The organism is Novosphingobium sp. B 225 (genome assembly GCF_002198665.1).
Lineage (GTDB): Bacteria > Pseudomonadota > Alphaproteobacteria > Sphingomonadales > Sphingomonadaceae > Novosphingobium.
On sequence record NZ_MWLM01000073.1, the window covers coordinates 1 to 13,111 of the forward strand.

The window sequence follows — 13,111 nt, forward strand, 5'->3', positions numbered from 1 at the left end:
GCCAAAGCCGCCCGAACCGCCGATGATCATCGGGGCATCACCGCCGCCCGAAGGTGCGGGCATGGCGGGCAGCTGCGGCAACTGCGGCATCGGCATGGCTACGGCCATCTGCTGCTGTTCCGGCGCTGCGCAGGAATAGCTCTTGGTCACGACGCGGCGAATACGCTTCATCTTGCGCGGCTCGGCCGAGACATAGCGCTTGACGACCTTGCGCTTGGCCGGGCCGCTCTTGGCCACTGCCGCGCCCTTGGCGTGCTTGACGTATTGCACCTGCGCGGCGGGAGCTTCGGCCACATGGACCGCCCCACCCCCGATGATCGCACCACCCGCGGCGAACGCGGACAATTTCACCAGTGCCATCCGAACCGACATAAGCTCTGCTCTCTATTAGCTCTACGGGGAGCAACCGGCTGCACGGACTGCAACCTTCATGCCCCTGTAGCGCCAAAAACGCAGAGGAAAGTTAAAGCGGCAATCGTGTTAACCGTGTTTTTGCGGTCCCGGATCGGGAATCTGCACTGTCATGGCCTGGCGGAACAGCTTGTGTCCCAATATGGAACCAAATGCCGGGCAAATGCCAACGTATCGCCGGGCCAAGGGTTAATCTTCGCCACTGTCGGCAGAATCGAACAAGCCCTGTTGCCCCCCTTGCGGCGGGGTGATTCCCAGGTGCTTCCAGCCGCGATCGTTCAGACAGCGCCCGCGCGCGGTGCGGGCCACCAGTCCCAGCTGGATCAGGAACGGTTCGATCACTTCCTCGATCGTGTCACGCGGTTCCGACAGGCCCGCGGCCAGGGTTTCGACCCCCACCGGACCGCCTTTGTAAATGTCGGCAATCATGTGGAGATAGCGCCGATCCTGGGCATCCAGCCCCAGCGCGTCAACCTCAAGCCGGGTCAGCGACTGATCGGCCAGCGCCCCGGTGATCACCCCATCGCCCGCGACATGGGCGAAATCGCGCACCCGCCGCAACAGCCGCCCCGCCACCCGCGGCGTCCCGCGTGCGCGCCGCGCAATTTCGCGCGCTCCGGCGCTGTCGATCCCGATGCCAAGCAGCCCGGCCCCGCGTGTCACCACCCGTTCCAGCTCGTCGACCGTATAGAAATTGAGCCGCACCGGAATCCCGAAGCGGTCGCGCAGCGGAGTCGTCAGCAGTCCCTGCCGCGTGGTCGCGCCGACCAGAGTAAACGGCGGCAGATCGATCCGCACCGACCGCGCCGATGGTCCTTCACCAATGATCAGGTCCAGCGCGCGGTCTTCCATCGCGGGATAGAGCACTTCCTCAACCACAGGATTGAGCCGGTGAATCTCGTCAATGAACAAGACGTCGCCATGTTCAAGATTGGTCAGCAGCGCGGCCAGATCGCCCGATTTGGCAATCACCGGGCCGGACGTGGCGCGAAAACCCACCCCCAGCTCCTTGGCGACAATCTGCGCCAGCGTGGTCTTGCCCAGCCCCGGCGGGCCAAAGAACAACACATGATCCATCGCCTCGCCGCGGCTTTTGGCGCTTTCGATAAACACCCGCAGGTTATCCTTCGCCGCCGCCTGCCCGACGAATTCGGCCAGCGTCTTGGGCCGCAAGGCGGCATCGGCGTCTTCAACGCTGCGGTGCGGGGTGAGGAGGGGGTTATCGGTCATTGGTAGCGGCACGTCTGCTTCGAATAGTCCCACGCACCGCCGCCGTCGAGACAGCCGTCAAGATCAAGCCAAGCGTGAAGATGCCAGCCGAGCAAGAGTCCGATGCCCATGGCGACAGATGCCAAAAGAGCAGAGGCACGTCGTTTCATACCAAGTCCAGCATTTGCTGCACGATGGACCCTGAAACAAGTTCAGGGTGACGAGTTTGAGGGGAGTGGCAGCTGCTCACCCCGCCGCCCTCTTCAATCCGACCCGGATCAGTGCATCCAGCTCCGCACCCTCACCCAGCTCATCAAGCGCCCGCGCAACGGCCTCCGTCGCCACGTTCGGTTTGAACCCCAGGTTCTGCAGGGCCGAAACCGCATCCGCGCTGGCGGAACCTTGCCGGGCGGCGGCAACGGCCACGCCAGCGGCAGAGGGCAGCGCGCCGGCCTTGTCCTTCAATTCATTGACGATCCGGCCCGCCAGCTTGGGCCCCACCCCTTGCGCGCGGGCGACCATCGCGGCGTCGCCGCTGGCGCAGGCGCGCTGCACTTCTTCGACCGACAGCGCGGACAGCACTGCCAGTGCCATCTTGCTGCCCACGCCCTGAATGCCGGTCAGCAGGCGGAACCAGGCGCGTTCCTCTCCGCTGGAAAAGCCGATCAGGCGCATGTCATTTTCGCTCACCTGCAGTTCGGTATGGACCGTCACCCGGTCCCCCCGCACCCCCATGGCATCAAGCGTCTTGGCCGAAGCGTGGACCAGATAGCCCACCCCCGCGACATCGATCACCGCCCAGTCGGGGCCGAAATCATCAAGCGTGCCGGTCAGCTTTGCGATCATGGTTTGTTCTATTGCACAGAGCGGCGGCGCTTGAAAGCGCCAAAAAAGGCGCAGTCCCCCGCTGCTGGCCGCGCGGCATGGCGCATTCGTCCTAGGATTGCGCAACGGGTTGTGCCAGCACGCCGCAATCACCGCGCCAAGGAACCCCGCATGCCGCCTATCCCGCCAGCCGTCCTGCCCCGTTTGACCGCCATCGTGCTGGCCGCGATCGGCCTGGCTGGCGTACCTGCTGCGGCGAAGGCTGGCCCGGCCGCGCCGGCAGCAGCGAAAGCCGACGATCCGACCAAGGCCGCGCCATGCATCGAAGCCCCGGTGATCAGCATGCTGGGCCCCTCGCTCAAGGCGGCGGACCTCTTTCTGGCTTGCGCCAAATTGCCCCGGCAGACCCCGTACAAGATCGCCCATTCACGCTTCAAGCGGATGCAGCTGCTGGAACAGCTGGACAAGCGCGATCTGGCCGAGGCGGAGCTGGTGCTGCTCACCACCCCGCCGCTGTCACGCTTTCCGGTGTTCACCAATGCGGCCAGCGGCTCGGTGATCGTGGGGGGCGAATATTCGATCGGCTATACCCAGGTTGATCTGCTGGGCGCGCGGGCCAATTTCCGGATGGCTGCGGGAGACAATTCCGCCGCGCTGGGCTTTGCCAATCAGGCGATTGCGCTGGCGGGCTATGATCCGGCGCTGCTGCTGGATGCCGCCCCGGCCTTTGCCCTGCGAAGCCGCCTGGCCTATGCCGCCAAGGATGCGGGTCTGGCGGTCAAGCTGGCCATTCGCGCCTATCTGCGCGGCAGCGACGATCCGGTGGTACTGAACCTGATCAAGAGCCAGCCCCAGGCCAGCCAGGACTATCTCAAGGCGATGCGCCAGCACCTGCAGGACCAGCTGAGCAGCTACCCCGTGGCGATCACCGCTTTTACCCGCGCATCGCATAAGCCCGAAGAGACAGCCCGCCGGACCGCCGAGGCCAAAGCGGCGGCCAGCGGATTGGAATCCTTTGAGCGAACGCAGCTGGGCCCGCTCTAACCCCGAACCAGGTGGGCATGGGTGATCGCCACGGCGAGCGCGTCGGCGGCGTCAGCCCCGGCCAGTTTCACGCCCGGCAGCAGCACCCCCAGCATCGCCTGGACCTGGGCCTTCTCCGCTCCGCCGGTGCCGACAATCGCTTTCTTGACCAGCCGGGTGGCATATTCTGCCACCGGCAGCCCGGCCCGCGCCAGAGCCAGCAGGCACACCCCCCGCGCCTGACCCAGTTTGAGCGTGGACTGCGGGTTCTTGTTGACGAACACTTCTTCCACCGCGCCGCTGTCCGGACGGTAGTGGAGCAGCACGTCGGTCAGCTCGCGATCAAGCGTGACGAGCCGCTGCGGCAGGCTGGCCTTGGGATCGGTGCGGACCTGACCGTTGGCAATGTGGCTCAGCCGGTTACCGCTTTTGGCGATAATCCCCCAGCCGGTGCAGCTGAGCGAGGGATCGAGGCCGATGATCAGCATTCAAGATGCTCCCCCTTTGGGGGAGCTGGCAGTTGCGAAGCAATTGACTGAGGGGGCTTGCAGCACACGGCCATGCCCCGTCCACCACCGCCTGCGGCGGCGGTCCTTCTCCCCCAAAGGGGGAGGATCAGGACAGCTTCTCCATCACCGCATCGGGGATTTCGTAATTGCCCCAGACGGTCTGGACGTCATCGTCATCGTCCAGCACGTCGATCAGCTTGAGCAGGGTGCGGGCATCGTCTTCGCCGACTTCGGCCTTGATGCCGGGCTTCCACGCCAGCTTGACGCCTTCAGCCTCACCCAGGGTCTTTTCAAGTTCGCGCGCGACGGGATGGAGGTTTTCCATCGCCACCCAGATTGCATGGCTATCGTCATCGCTTTCAACGTCATCCGCGCCAGCTTCCAGCGCGGCTTCGAACACGGTGTCGGCGCTACCAGCGCTGCCCGGGTATTCGATCAGGCCAAGCCGTTCGAACCCGTGGCTGACCGCACCGCTCGCGCCCAGATTGCCGCCGTTCTTGGCAAAGGCCGTGCGGACATTGGTGGCGGTGCGATTGCGGTTGTCGGTCAGCGCTTCAACGATCAGCGCGACGCCGCCCGGGCCATAGCCTTCATAGCGGATTTCCTCGTAATTCTCGGCATCGCCCTTGCTGGCCTTGTCGATCGCGCGCTGGATATTGTCCTTGGGCACCGATTGGGCCTTGGCGGCATTGACCGCCGCGCGCAGCCGCGGGTTAAAGTCCGGATCGGGCATGCCCATCTTGGCCGCGACGGTGATTTCGCGCGACAGCTTGGAAAAAAGCCCTGCGCGCTTCTTATCCTGCGCACCCTTGCGGTGCATGATGTTCTTGAATTTGGAATGGCCTGCCATTTTCGCCGTCGCTTGATTGGTGTGGAATTGGCGCGGCCCATACACCGCTAAGCGGGTTCAAAGCAACCGCTGCCACCATCCGACATCGCGCCAGCCGCCGCATTTCCAACCGACCTCGCGGTAAATCCCCACGGGGGTAAAGCCCATCGCCTCGTGCAGGCCGATCGAACCGGGATTCGGCAGGGCGATTCCGGCATAGGCGGCGTGAAAGCCCCGGTCCGCCAGCATCGGCAGCAACCGCGCATAGAGCGCCTGCCCGATCCCCTGCCGGGCAAAGGCCGGATCGACATAGACCGCGACATCGCAGGAACTGGCATAGGCCGCCCGCGTGCGGTGCGCAGAGGCATAGGCATAGCCGGCCACCTCTCCGCCGCGCAGCGCGACCAGCCATGCGTGGCTGGCACCATAATCCCCCATGCGCCGGGCCATTTCATCGGCATCAGGCGGATCGGTTTCAAAACTGGTCCAGCCATCAGTGACGAACGGGCGATAGATCTCCGCGCAGCGCGCCGCATCGCGCGCGGCAATGGCCGGGCGGATTTCCACGCCTAGACGATCACCGCCGTGCCCGAACAGCTCACCATCAGCATCGAGCCATTGGCGCCCAGCACTTCGTAATCGAGATCGACCCCGATCACCGCGTTGCCGCCCAGCTTTCCGGCTTCGGCTTCCATTTCGGCAATCGCCTGGCGGCGGGCATCGGCCAGCACATTTTCGTAAGAGCCCGAACGCCCGCCAACAATGTCACGGATCCCGGCAAACAGATCGCGAAAGATATTCGCGCCGACAATCACTTCGCCGGTCACGATACCCAGGTATTGCTGAACCGGCTTGCCTTCGATCAGGGCGGTGGTGGTGGAGATCATCGGAAACGTCCTTTCACAAAGCCATCCTGCAAGCAGAGATAGGGACGCTGCCGCCAAGATCAACCGAGACCCAGTGCCGCCTTGTAAAGGTCCAGAATTGCTTCCATTTCCTTGCGATCATCGGGCTTCATCTTACGCAGGCGGACGATCTGGCGCATGATCTTGGCATCATAGCCGACGGCCTTGGCTTCGGCGTAAACGTCCTTGATGTCGTCGCCGATGCCCTTCTTTTCTTCTTCCAGGCGTTCAACGCGTTCGATCAGCAGGCGCAGGCGGTCGTCGGTGGCTTCGGCCATTTTGGCATAACTCCCAGGGAATGAATCAGTTGAGCGAGGCCGATAGCGGGCACGAGAGATTCGGGCAAAGGCCGGGCTGTGGAAAGATCGGTGGGCCTTATTCCCTGGCCAGCGTGACGATCCCGGCCTTGATCGCCTGATCGACCAGCATCTGTTCGGCCAGATCGCGCGCCGAAGTGCGGGGCAGGTCCAGGCTTTGCGTCAGCGCGCTGCCCATCAAGGCATCGCCCAGTGCCATCAGGCACAGTGCATGGGTAATCGGGCGCATCTTGCCCGATCCGAATTCGTCGAGATCATCGACCAGATCGTGAATCACATCGACGATCGGATCGAGCGCATCTTCATTGCCGCTGACCAGCATCCAGCTGGCGAGCGCCGCGCCGCCCTCCTTGTCAAAGGCATCGAAAGTCAGATCAACCACGTCGCGCGGGCTGCCAAGGCCGGTGCGGCTGGCGATCACCGCGTCCTCGATCGTCGCGCAGATTGTTACCGCCAGATGCTCCGCCAGCGATTTCTGCAGCCCGGCAGCGGAACCGAAATGGTGCAGCAGGTTGGCGTGAGTGCGCCCGATTCGCGCCGAGACTGCTTTCAGCGTCACGGCCTGCGGGCCCAGCTCGATCAGCAGCGCCCGCGCGGCTTCCAGCGCGACAGTGCGGCTCTCTTCCTGGGTCAGACGCTTTCTTATTGACATCAATGTAAGTTACTCTATATCGGCTGGCATGAACGCACCAACCACATTCCCCCTCGACGTAGAACCCCAGCCCGCTTCGGGCAAGGCGGTTCCGACCCCCGCTGATCTTGAGATCGTTGTCCGCGACCGCCGGTTCGGCCGCGACAAGGCCCCGCCGCGCTGGTGGCTGAACGATGATCCGGTCGCCACCGCCTGGCATAACGCGCTGTCCGCCACTTTCCCGCGCGGAGAAGCGCTGTTCATCGAAGCAGTCAAAGCCCACCGCGAGGGCGTGCCGCCCAAGCTGGAGGCCGAGATTCGCGCTTTCGTGAAGCAGGAAATCAACCACACCCGCGAACACATCGTGCTCAACAAGGCGGCGCAGGATGCCGGCTATGACATTGAGAAGATCGATGCCCGGATCGCGGAACTGATGATCGAGATTCGCAAGCGGCCCGCGATCGTCAATCTTTGCGCGACCATGGCGCTGGAACACTATACCGCGATGATGGCACACGAATTCCTCGCCAATCCCAGGCATTTCGCGGGCGGTGATCCGGAAACCGTGGCGCTGTGGCGCTGGCACGCGATCGAAGAGATCGAGCACAAGGGTGTCGCTTTTGACACCTTCATGCACGCCACCCGCACCTGGAGCACCTGGCGGCGCTATCGGATCAAGTCGCTGATGATGCTGGTGATTACCCAGAACTTCATCAAGAACCGCTGGGCCGACACGCTGGAACTGCTGGCGCAGGACGGGCTGACCGGGTGGAAGACCAAGGCCAAGCTGGCCTGGTACCTGTTTGGCACCCCCGGCGTGCTGCGCAAGATCGTTCCAGCCTGGTTCGCCTATTTCATGCCCGGCTTCCACCCCTGGAACCACGACGACCGTGCCCTGATCGGCAAGGCCGACAGCGAGTTCCCGGACGCCGTGCTCGCCTGAGGCCAGCTACGCGGCGCGTTTGAACATTCGGTCCGGCCCGTCGCAATTGCACGGGTCGGCCAGTTCGAGCCGGTGCTCAACCGAATCAACTTCCCGCCCACGGGCCAGGCTGAAGCGTTTGCGCATTTCGCCAGTCGGGCGGAACCCGACCTTGCGCAGCACCCGTCCCGAGGCCGGGTTGTCAACGAAATGCCCCGCGCGAAGGACGCTGTGCCCGAGCGTGCGGGCGAGTGATATCACCGCGCGCGCGGCTTCGCTGGCATAGCCGCGGCCCCAGTGCTCGCGCGCGAACCAGTAGCCCAGCTCGGCCTCGCCCTCATCCTCGGCCAGCCCGACGCAGCCGATGATCCGGGCCGGTTCCTGGCTGCTGGGCAGGGTTACGAAGAAGTGCGGCATGCGCGGATGCTGGGGCTGGCCGGCAAACCAGCGCGCGTCGCCCTCGGTATAGGGCCACGGCACTTTGGCGAGGTTTTTCGCCACTGCCTCATCATCGATCCGTTCCAGCAATTCCTGCCAGTCCTCGGGCCAGCCGGGGCGCAGGAACAACCTTTCACTGCGAATGAACATCTCTTCTACTCCCGTCATTCGCCCCACGCAGGCGCTCTAGCGCCCGGGTGTGACATTGCCATTACGGCTTGCGTCCGCCCGGCCCCTGATCGGGGCGGCTTGAGCAAGGCGTGCTGAGGGAGAGACGAAAAAAGGGAGACGGGTTGGCCCCTCTCCCTCGTTCGAGCCGGTGTGTGGACCGGCGGGGCCATCCCATCAGGGACAGCCCGTTAGCGACTGTCCGTTATTCGGCAGCGACCGGCATATCGACCGACACGTATTTGCGGCCAAGTTTGCCATCGTGAAAGCGCACGCGGCCTTCGGCGAGGGCAAACAGGGTGTGGTCCTTGCCGATGCCGACATTGGCGCCGGGGTACACGCGGGTCCCGCGCTGGCGGATGATGATATTGCCGCCGATCACTTCCTGACCGCCGAACTTCTTCACGCCAAGGCGACGGCCGGCCGAATCACGACCGTTACGCGACGAACCGCCTGCTTTCTTGTGTGCCATTGCAAACTACTCCGAAATCTTATTCAGCAGCGGCTTCGGCGGCCTTGGGGGCAGCCTTCTTAGCCTTCTTTTCCTCACCACCAACGGCAAGGATGCGCAGCAGGGTCATCTGCTGGCGATGCCCGTTGCGGCGGCGATAGTTGTGGCGGCGACGCTTTTTGAAAACGATCACCTTTTCCGACTTCGCCTGGGCGATGATTTCCGCAGAAACGACCACGCCGGCAGCGTCCTTGATCTCACCGCCGTCACCGGCCAGCAGGACATCGCCCAAGGTGACCTTGTCACCGGCTTCACCGCTGAGCTTTTCAACCGCGATCTTGTCTCCGGCAGCAACCCGATATTGCTTGCCGCCGGTGCGCACTACTGCGAACATGGTACCTGCATCCGTTCAATAAGTCTGATCACGCTGCCCACCCCGGAAACCCGAATCACACAGCGCGCCGGACGCCCCGCCAGACGGCAGGGGGGCCGGAAGAAGGGCTGCCCCTAGTCGAAGCTCCCGAAACTGTCAACGCCGCACGCGCAGGAATCTAAGCCCGGCTGGCATTGATCGCGCAAACTGCTATGGCCCGCACATGCTCCGCCCGCAACCCGCCGCTGTTTCCGCCATTCTCCTGATTTGCAGCGCCTGCACCCTGTCTGCCTGCGCCAGCGACGCTGCGTCCTACCCCTCGCTGGCACGCCGCCCGGTTGAGCGGGTGACGGGCAGCGCCCCGGTAGTGACGCCCAGTCCCGAAGCGCCCGCCCCCGCTAGCTCGGCAACCCTGGGCAAGCTCGATTCGCTGCTGGGCGAAGCGCGCGCCGCTGACCGCAAATTCCGCGACAAGCAAGCCGCCGCCCGCGGCCTTGTCAGCGCTGCTGCCGGGTCAGCCATGGGCAGCGAGGCATGGTCAGTGGCCACCATCGCCCTGTCTGAGCTTGAAAGCGCCCGCAGCCAGACCGCGCTGCCAATGGCCGAGCTTGACGCGCTCTATGTCAGCGCGGTGGTCGATGGCCAGTCCGCCGGCGAGATCGCTGCGGCCCGCAATACCGTGCAGGGCCTGCTCAGCGACGAGAGCGCGGCGATTGACGCCCTGAAGGCCCAGCTGCGCTGAGCGCCCGATTACCCGCTTCTGCAATTTCGAGCCTGATCGAGCCACCTGACCTGCGCTGATCCTGAAAGGTGACAAAGGTGACAAAGGTCACAAAAGTCACAAAGGTCACAAAGGTCACGCGAAAACGCTGTTTTGCACTGTGTGACCTTTGTGACTTTTGCAAATCCTGTCAGCACGATTCGTCGCAGATCGCGGTGATGTAGGAAAGGCGTTTCTGCGCTGCAATCAGTTCGCCCAGCGGGCCTTGTCGGCATGGTCTTCGGCGCGCGGTTCGATCCAGCGCCATTCGCCGCCGCGCTGCTCGCGTTTCCAGAACCACGATTCGCTTTTGAGGTGATCCATCGCATAGTCCGCCGCGGCAAAAGCATCGCGGCGATGGCGCGCGGCGGCGGCGACCAGTACGATCGGATCGCCCGGCACCATCACCCCGCTGCGGTGCAGGATCAGCAGCCCGTCCAGCGGCCAGCGGGCCAGCGTGGCGTCACCCAGCGCCTGCATCCCCGGCAGGGTCAGCGGGGCATAGTGCTGCAGCTCCAGCGCCTGCACCTCGCCGTCCTGCCGCACTTGCCCCAGAAAGCTGACCACGCCGCCCGCCTGCGGATGGGCCCGCGCGAACTGGGCCTGTTCCAGCGCGGGATCGAACGGGGTCAGGCACAGGCGGACATCGGCCGCCATGTCAGCCGCCGCTTACCGGGGGCAGGAAAGCCAGTTCATCCCCGTCCCCCAGCACCAGCGCGCGTTCGCCGACCAGTTCGCCGTTGAGCGCAAAGCGCACCCGTTCATCGAGCAGGGCCAGCGCGAGCGGGGCGGGCAGCGTGGCGAGGATGTCTTGCAGCGCACCGCCCGGCACGTCCAACTCGCTCGCACCAGCCAGGTCGGCCAGCCGCCCAAGGAACACCAGTTTCGCGCTCAAAGCCCCCTCCTCTTCAGTGGAGGGGGTTGGGGGTGGTGTGGTTCCGCAGATGTGGTCGCGTGCCGCCACCACCCCCCGGCCCCTTCCTCTGAAGCGGAGGGGGGGATTAGCGCAGCGTTCACTTCAGCCACCCGTGGTTGACATATGCCGCGCCACAGCGGGCGCGCCGCCGGGGGCGGAAATGTCGAAGTGGTGGCGCAGCGGCTTGATCTTCATCGCGACATCGAGCGCGGTGGACAGCGCCGCATCGGGATCGGCGCTGCGCAGCGCGGCGCGCAGATCGACCTGTTCGTTGCCGCCCAGGCAGGGGTGCATTTGCCCGGTGGCAGTCACCCGCACGCGGTTACATCCTTCGCAGAAATTGTTGGTCAGCGGCGTGATAAAGCCGATCCGCCCGCCAGTTTCAGCCACATCGGCATAGCGCGCCGGGCCTCCCGTGCGGTGCGGACTGTCACTCAGCGTCCAGCGCGCGTCGAGCGCGGCGCGAACTTCGCTCAGCGGCAGATAATGGTCGAACCGGTCGGTCTCAACCTCGCCCAGCGGCATCACCTCGATCAGGGTCAGGTCCATCGCGCGGGCGTGGGCCCATTCCACCAGCGCGGGAATCTCGGCCTGATTGAGATCTTTCAGCGCCACGGTGTTGAGCTTTACCGTCAGTCCCGCCGCCTGCGCCGCCGCGATCCCTTCCAGCACTTGCGGCAGCGAATCGCGCCGGGCGAGCCGGGCAAAGGCCGCGCGGTCCAGCGTATCGAGCGAGACATTGATCCGCCGCACGCCCGCTTCGCGCAGATCATCGGCAAATTCGGCCAGCCGCGTCGCATTGGTGGTGAGCGTCAGTTCTTCCAGCCCGTCCCCCAGCTTGCGGCCCAGCGCCTTGACCAGCTCGATCATGTCGCGCCGCACCAGCGGTTCGCCCCCGGTCAGGCGCAGCTTGGTAATTCCGCGATCGATGAAGCCCAGCGCCAGCTTGTGCAGTTCTTCAAGGCTCAACACATCCTTGCGCGGCAGGAAGGTCTGGCGTTCGGGCATGCAATAGGCACAGCGCAGATCGCAGCGATCAGTCACCGACAGCCGCAGATAGGAAATGCGGCGGTTGAACTGGTCAATCAGGGGCGCGGGCGCGGTCATTGCCCGGCGCTTACCACAGCGCCGGCCCCGGCGTCATCCAGTTCGAGCACTTGCCCGGTCAGCCCGGGTGCCTGGTCGAGATAGGCCGCCGCCGCCGCAATCGCCGCTTCGCTGGCGCTGGCCACGGCGTTGACCCGGGCCGGGGCCCAATCGCGCGCCAGTTGCTGCACAGCGGCGAGCCGCCATGCCTGGTGGGTATGATCGGCCGGCGGGAAGACGATCAGCAGATCCTCCCCCTCTGGGGGAGGATTTAGGGGTGGAAACACCCGCGCATAAAACTCCGCCGCCGCCGCCAGCGCGCCCGCAGGCAGGCCGGTGACGCGCAGCAATTGCATCAGCGCCGCTCGCGGGTCAGGGTCATGCCGATTTCCTCGCCGTTCTCACTGATCGCCAGCTTGACGATCTTGACCGTCACTGCCTCTACCCGCGTATCCGCCACGAACAGGGTATCGCAGATGTGATCGGCCACGGCTTCGATCAGCTTGAAATGGACCCCCGACGGCAAGGCCCCGGTGGCGGTGAATTTGAGGTCCATGTAATTCTTGCTGGCATCAAGCGGAGTATCTGGCTCGTAACGCTCGGCCGGCTTCAGCCGCACCTGGATCGAGATGCGCAGCGGCTGCGGACGCCCGGTTTCCTCCGAATAGATGCCGGTCAGGACATCCACTTCCAGATTGGCCACTTCAAGGATCAGACTGTCGGTCATTAGTGTGCTTTACTTACTATTTAGCCATTGCGCCAGCGGGCAAAGATCGCGGTGGGCAGCAGCCGACCATCGTCCCCCTGCTCGCGCATCGCAAGGTCGCCGTGCTCGATCGTGCCGGGAAGGTCCGAAAAAATCTCGTCCATCAGCCCGGCTAATGCCAGCGAGCTCATCCGCACGGCATAGACCGTCAGGAACAGAAAGCGGCTATCAGCATCAAGCAGCTGGCGGCAATCGGCGAGCAGGCCGCCAAGGTGTTCCTCCAGCCGCCACACTTCGCCTTCCGGGCCGCGTCCGAATTTGGGCGGATCAAGGATGATCCCGTCATAGCGCCGCCCGCGCCGCACTTCGCGCGCGGCAAATTTGGTCGCATCGTCCACGATCCAGCGCACCGGGCGGTCTTCCATCCCGGCCAGCGCGGTATTGGCGCGGGCCTGAGCGACCGATTTCTTGCTGGCATCGACATGGGTGACCGGGCCGTACTGTGACAGCGCGAGCGTGCCGACGCCGGTATAGCCGAACAGGTTGAGGCTGGAAAATCCTCCCCCTCTGGGGGAGGTGGCAGCCGCGTCAGCGGCTGACGGAGGGGGCGCGCTGCCCTCCGTTCCCCCTCC

19 protein-coding genes and 2 pseudogenes are annotated in these 13,111 nt (G+C 64.6%); 3 read left to right on the forward strand and 18 right to left on the reverse strand.

All coding sequences use genetic code 11. The annotated features are described in order from the left end of the window. The 3 genes and pseudogenes from MNBBLIKP_RS17280 to ruvA all read right to left on the reverse strand — a co-directional run. Positions 1–372 (reverse strand): annotated as a pseudogene (locus MNBBLIKP_RS17280) (PEP-CTERM sorting domain-containing protein); the annotation flags it as partial. Between the two features lie 228 nt (positions 373–600). Next, positions 601–1,641 carry a Holliday junction branch migration DNA helicase RuvB gene (gene ruvB, locus MNBBLIKP_RS17285; protein WP_088311524.1) on the reverse strand — a complete coding sequence of 347 codons (1,041 nt, stop codon included), beginning with the start codon at positions 1,639–1,641 and terminating at the stop codon, positions 601–603. A gap of 225 nt (positions 1,642–1,866) precedes the next feature. After that, positions 1,867–2,466: a Holliday junction branch migration protein RuvA gene (gene ruvA, locus MNBBLIKP_RS17290; RefSeq protein ID WP_088311525.1), complete on the reverse strand. Its 600-nt coding sequence runs from the start codon at positions 2,464–2,466 to the stop codon at positions 1,867–1,869. 150 nt (positions 2,467–2,616) lie between these two features. On the opposite strand from ruvA, the gene MNBBLIKP_RS17295 reads away from it, so the two are divergent. Further along, positions 2,617–3,489 (forward strand): hypothetical protein, encoded by an 873-nt coding sequence (locus MNBBLIKP_RS17295; protein ID WP_140420653.1) that lies wholly within the window; start codon positions 2,617–2,619, stop codon positions 3,487–3,489. Here MNBBLIKP_RS17295 and ruvC read toward each other — a convergent pair. The 6 genes from ruvC to MNBBLIKP_RS17325 form a co-directional block, all read right to left on the reverse strand. Beyond that, positions 3,486–3,956: a crossover junction endodeoxyribonuclease RuvC gene (gene ruvC, locus MNBBLIKP_RS17300; RefSeq protein WP_088311527.1), complete on the reverse strand. Its 471-nt coding sequence runs from the start codon at positions 3,954–3,956 to the stop codon at positions 3,486–3,488. The genes MNBBLIKP_RS17295 and ruvC overlap by 4 nt on opposite strands. Positions 3,957–4,083: 127 nt before the next feature. Next, the gene (locus tag MNBBLIKP_RS17305) at positions 4,084–4,827 is read right to left on the reverse strand and encodes a YebC/PmpR family DNA-binding transcriptional regulator (RefSeq protein WP_088311587.1); all 744 of its coding nucleotides are present in this window, start codon (positions 4,825–4,827) and stop codon (positions 4,084–4,086) included. 57 nt (positions 4,828–4,884) lie between these two features. Then, positions 4,885–5,373 carry an arsinothricin resistance N-acetyltransferase ArsN1 family B gene (locus MNBBLIKP_RS17310; protein WP_088311528.1) on the reverse strand — a complete coding sequence of 163 codons (489 nt, stop codon included), beginning with the start codon at positions 5,371–5,373 and terminating at the stop codon, positions 4,885–4,887. A gap of 2 nt (positions 5,374–5,375) precedes the next feature. Continuing rightward, on the reverse strand, positions 5,376–5,693 hold the full coding sequence (locus MNBBLIKP_RS17315; protein WP_088311529.1) for a YbjQ family protein: 318 nt from the start codon (positions 5,691–5,693) through the stop codon (positions 5,376–5,378). Positions 5,694–5,752: 59 nt separating this feature from the next. Continuing rightward, positions 5,753–5,989, reverse strand: a complete 237-nt coding sequence (locus MNBBLIKP_RS17320) for a DUF2312 domain-containing protein (protein ID WP_088311530.1) — start codon at positions 5,987–5,989, stop codon at positions 5,753–5,755. Positions 5,990–6,086: 97 nt separating this feature from the next. Further along, on the reverse strand, positions 6,087–6,680 hold the full coding sequence (locus tag MNBBLIKP_RS17325; RefSeq protein WP_088311531.1) for a TetR/AcrR family transcriptional regulator: 594 nt from the start codon (positions 6,678–6,680) through the stop codon (positions 6,087–6,089). Between the two features lie 28 nt (positions 6,681–6,708). Here MNBBLIKP_RS17325 and MNBBLIKP_RS17330 point away from each other — a divergent pair, with 28 nt between their 5' ends. Next, positions 6,709–7,602 carry a metal-dependent hydrolase gene (locus MNBBLIKP_RS17330; protein ID WP_088311532.1) on the forward strand — a complete coding sequence of 298 codons (894 nt, stop codon included), beginning with the start codon at positions 6,709–6,711 and terminating at the stop codon, positions 7,600–7,602. Positions 7,603–7,608: 6 nt separating this feature from the next. Here MNBBLIKP_RS17330 and MNBBLIKP_RS17335 read toward each other — a convergent pair whose 3' ends face one another. The 3 genes from MNBBLIKP_RS17335 to rplU all read right to left on the reverse strand — a co-directional run bounded on the left by MNBBLIKP_RS17335 (position 7,609) and on the right by rplU (position 9,032). Then, a complete protein-coding gene (locus MNBBLIKP_RS17335) occupies positions 7,609–8,169 on the reverse strand; it encodes a GNAT family N-acetyltransferase (protein WP_088311533.1) in 561 nt (186 codons plus the stop codon). Between the two features lie 223 nt (positions 8,170–8,392). Continuing rightward, positions 8,393–8,659 (reverse strand): 50S ribosomal protein L27, encoded by a 267-nt coding sequence (gene rpmA, locus MNBBLIKP_RS17340; protein WP_088311534.1) that lies wholly within the window; start codon positions 8,657–8,659, stop codon positions 8,393–8,395. 19 nt (positions 8,660–8,678) lie between these two features. Continuing rightward, the gene (rplU, locus tag MNBBLIKP_RS17345) at positions 8,679–9,032 is read right to left on the reverse strand and encodes a 50S ribosomal protein L21 (RefSeq protein WP_088311535.1); all 354 of its coding nucleotides are present in this window, start codon (positions 9,030–9,032) and stop codon (positions 8,679–8,681) included. Positions 9,033–9,234: 202 nt separating this feature from the next. On the opposite strand from rplU, the gene MNBBLIKP_RS17350 reads away from it, so the two are divergent. After that, entirely contained in the window at positions 9,235–9,753 is a 519-nt protein-coding gene (locus tag MNBBLIKP_RS17350; protein ID WP_088311536.1) for a hypothetical protein, read from the forward strand. 225 nt (positions 9,754–9,978) lie between these two features. Here MNBBLIKP_RS17350 and MNBBLIKP_RS17355 read toward each other — a convergent pair whose 3' ends face one another. The 6 genes and pseudogenes from MNBBLIKP_RS17355 to MNBBLIKP_RS17380 form a co-directional block, all read right to left on the reverse strand. Further along, positions 9,979–10,428 carry a molybdenum cofactor biosynthesis protein MoaE gene (locus tag MNBBLIKP_RS17355; RefSeq protein ID WP_088311537.1) on the reverse strand — a complete coding sequence of 150 codons (450 nt, stop codon included), beginning with the start codon at positions 10,426–10,428 and terminating at the stop codon, positions 9,979–9,981. Between the two features lies 1 nt (position 10,429). Then, positions 10,430–10,666 carry a MoaD/ThiS family protein gene (locus MNBBLIKP_RS17360; protein ID WP_088311538.1) on the reverse strand — a complete coding sequence of 79 codons (237 nt, stop codon included), beginning with the start codon at positions 10,664–10,666 and terminating at the stop codon, positions 10,430–10,432. A gap of 123 nt (positions 10,667–10,789) precedes the next feature. Continuing rightward, the gene (gene moaA, locus MNBBLIKP_RS17365; protein WP_088311539.1) at positions 10,790–11,794 is read right to left on the reverse strand and encodes a GTP 3',8-cyclase MoaA; all 1,005 of its coding nucleotides are present in this window, start codon (positions 11,792–11,794) and stop codon (positions 10,790–10,792) included. Beyond that, positions 11,791–12,129, reverse strand: a complete 339-nt coding sequence (locus MNBBLIKP_RS17370; RefSeq protein WP_254913114.1) for a Rossmann fold domain-containing protein — start codon at positions 12,127–12,129, stop codon at positions 11,791–11,793. Before MNBBLIKP_RS17370 ends, moaA begins: the two co-directional genes overlap by 4 nt. Further along, positions 12,129–12,500 carry a dihydroneopterin aldolase gene (locus tag MNBBLIKP_RS17375; protein WP_088311541.1) on the reverse strand — a complete coding sequence of 124 codons (372 nt, stop codon included), beginning with the start codon at positions 12,498–12,500 and terminating at the stop codon, positions 12,129–12,131. Before MNBBLIKP_RS17375 ends, MNBBLIKP_RS17370 begins: the two co-directional genes overlap by 1 nt. 20 nt (positions 12,501–12,520) lie before the next feature. Further along, positions 12,521–13,111: pseudogene (locus MNBBLIKP_RS17380) on the reverse strand (class I SAM-dependent methyltransferase); the annotation flags it as partial.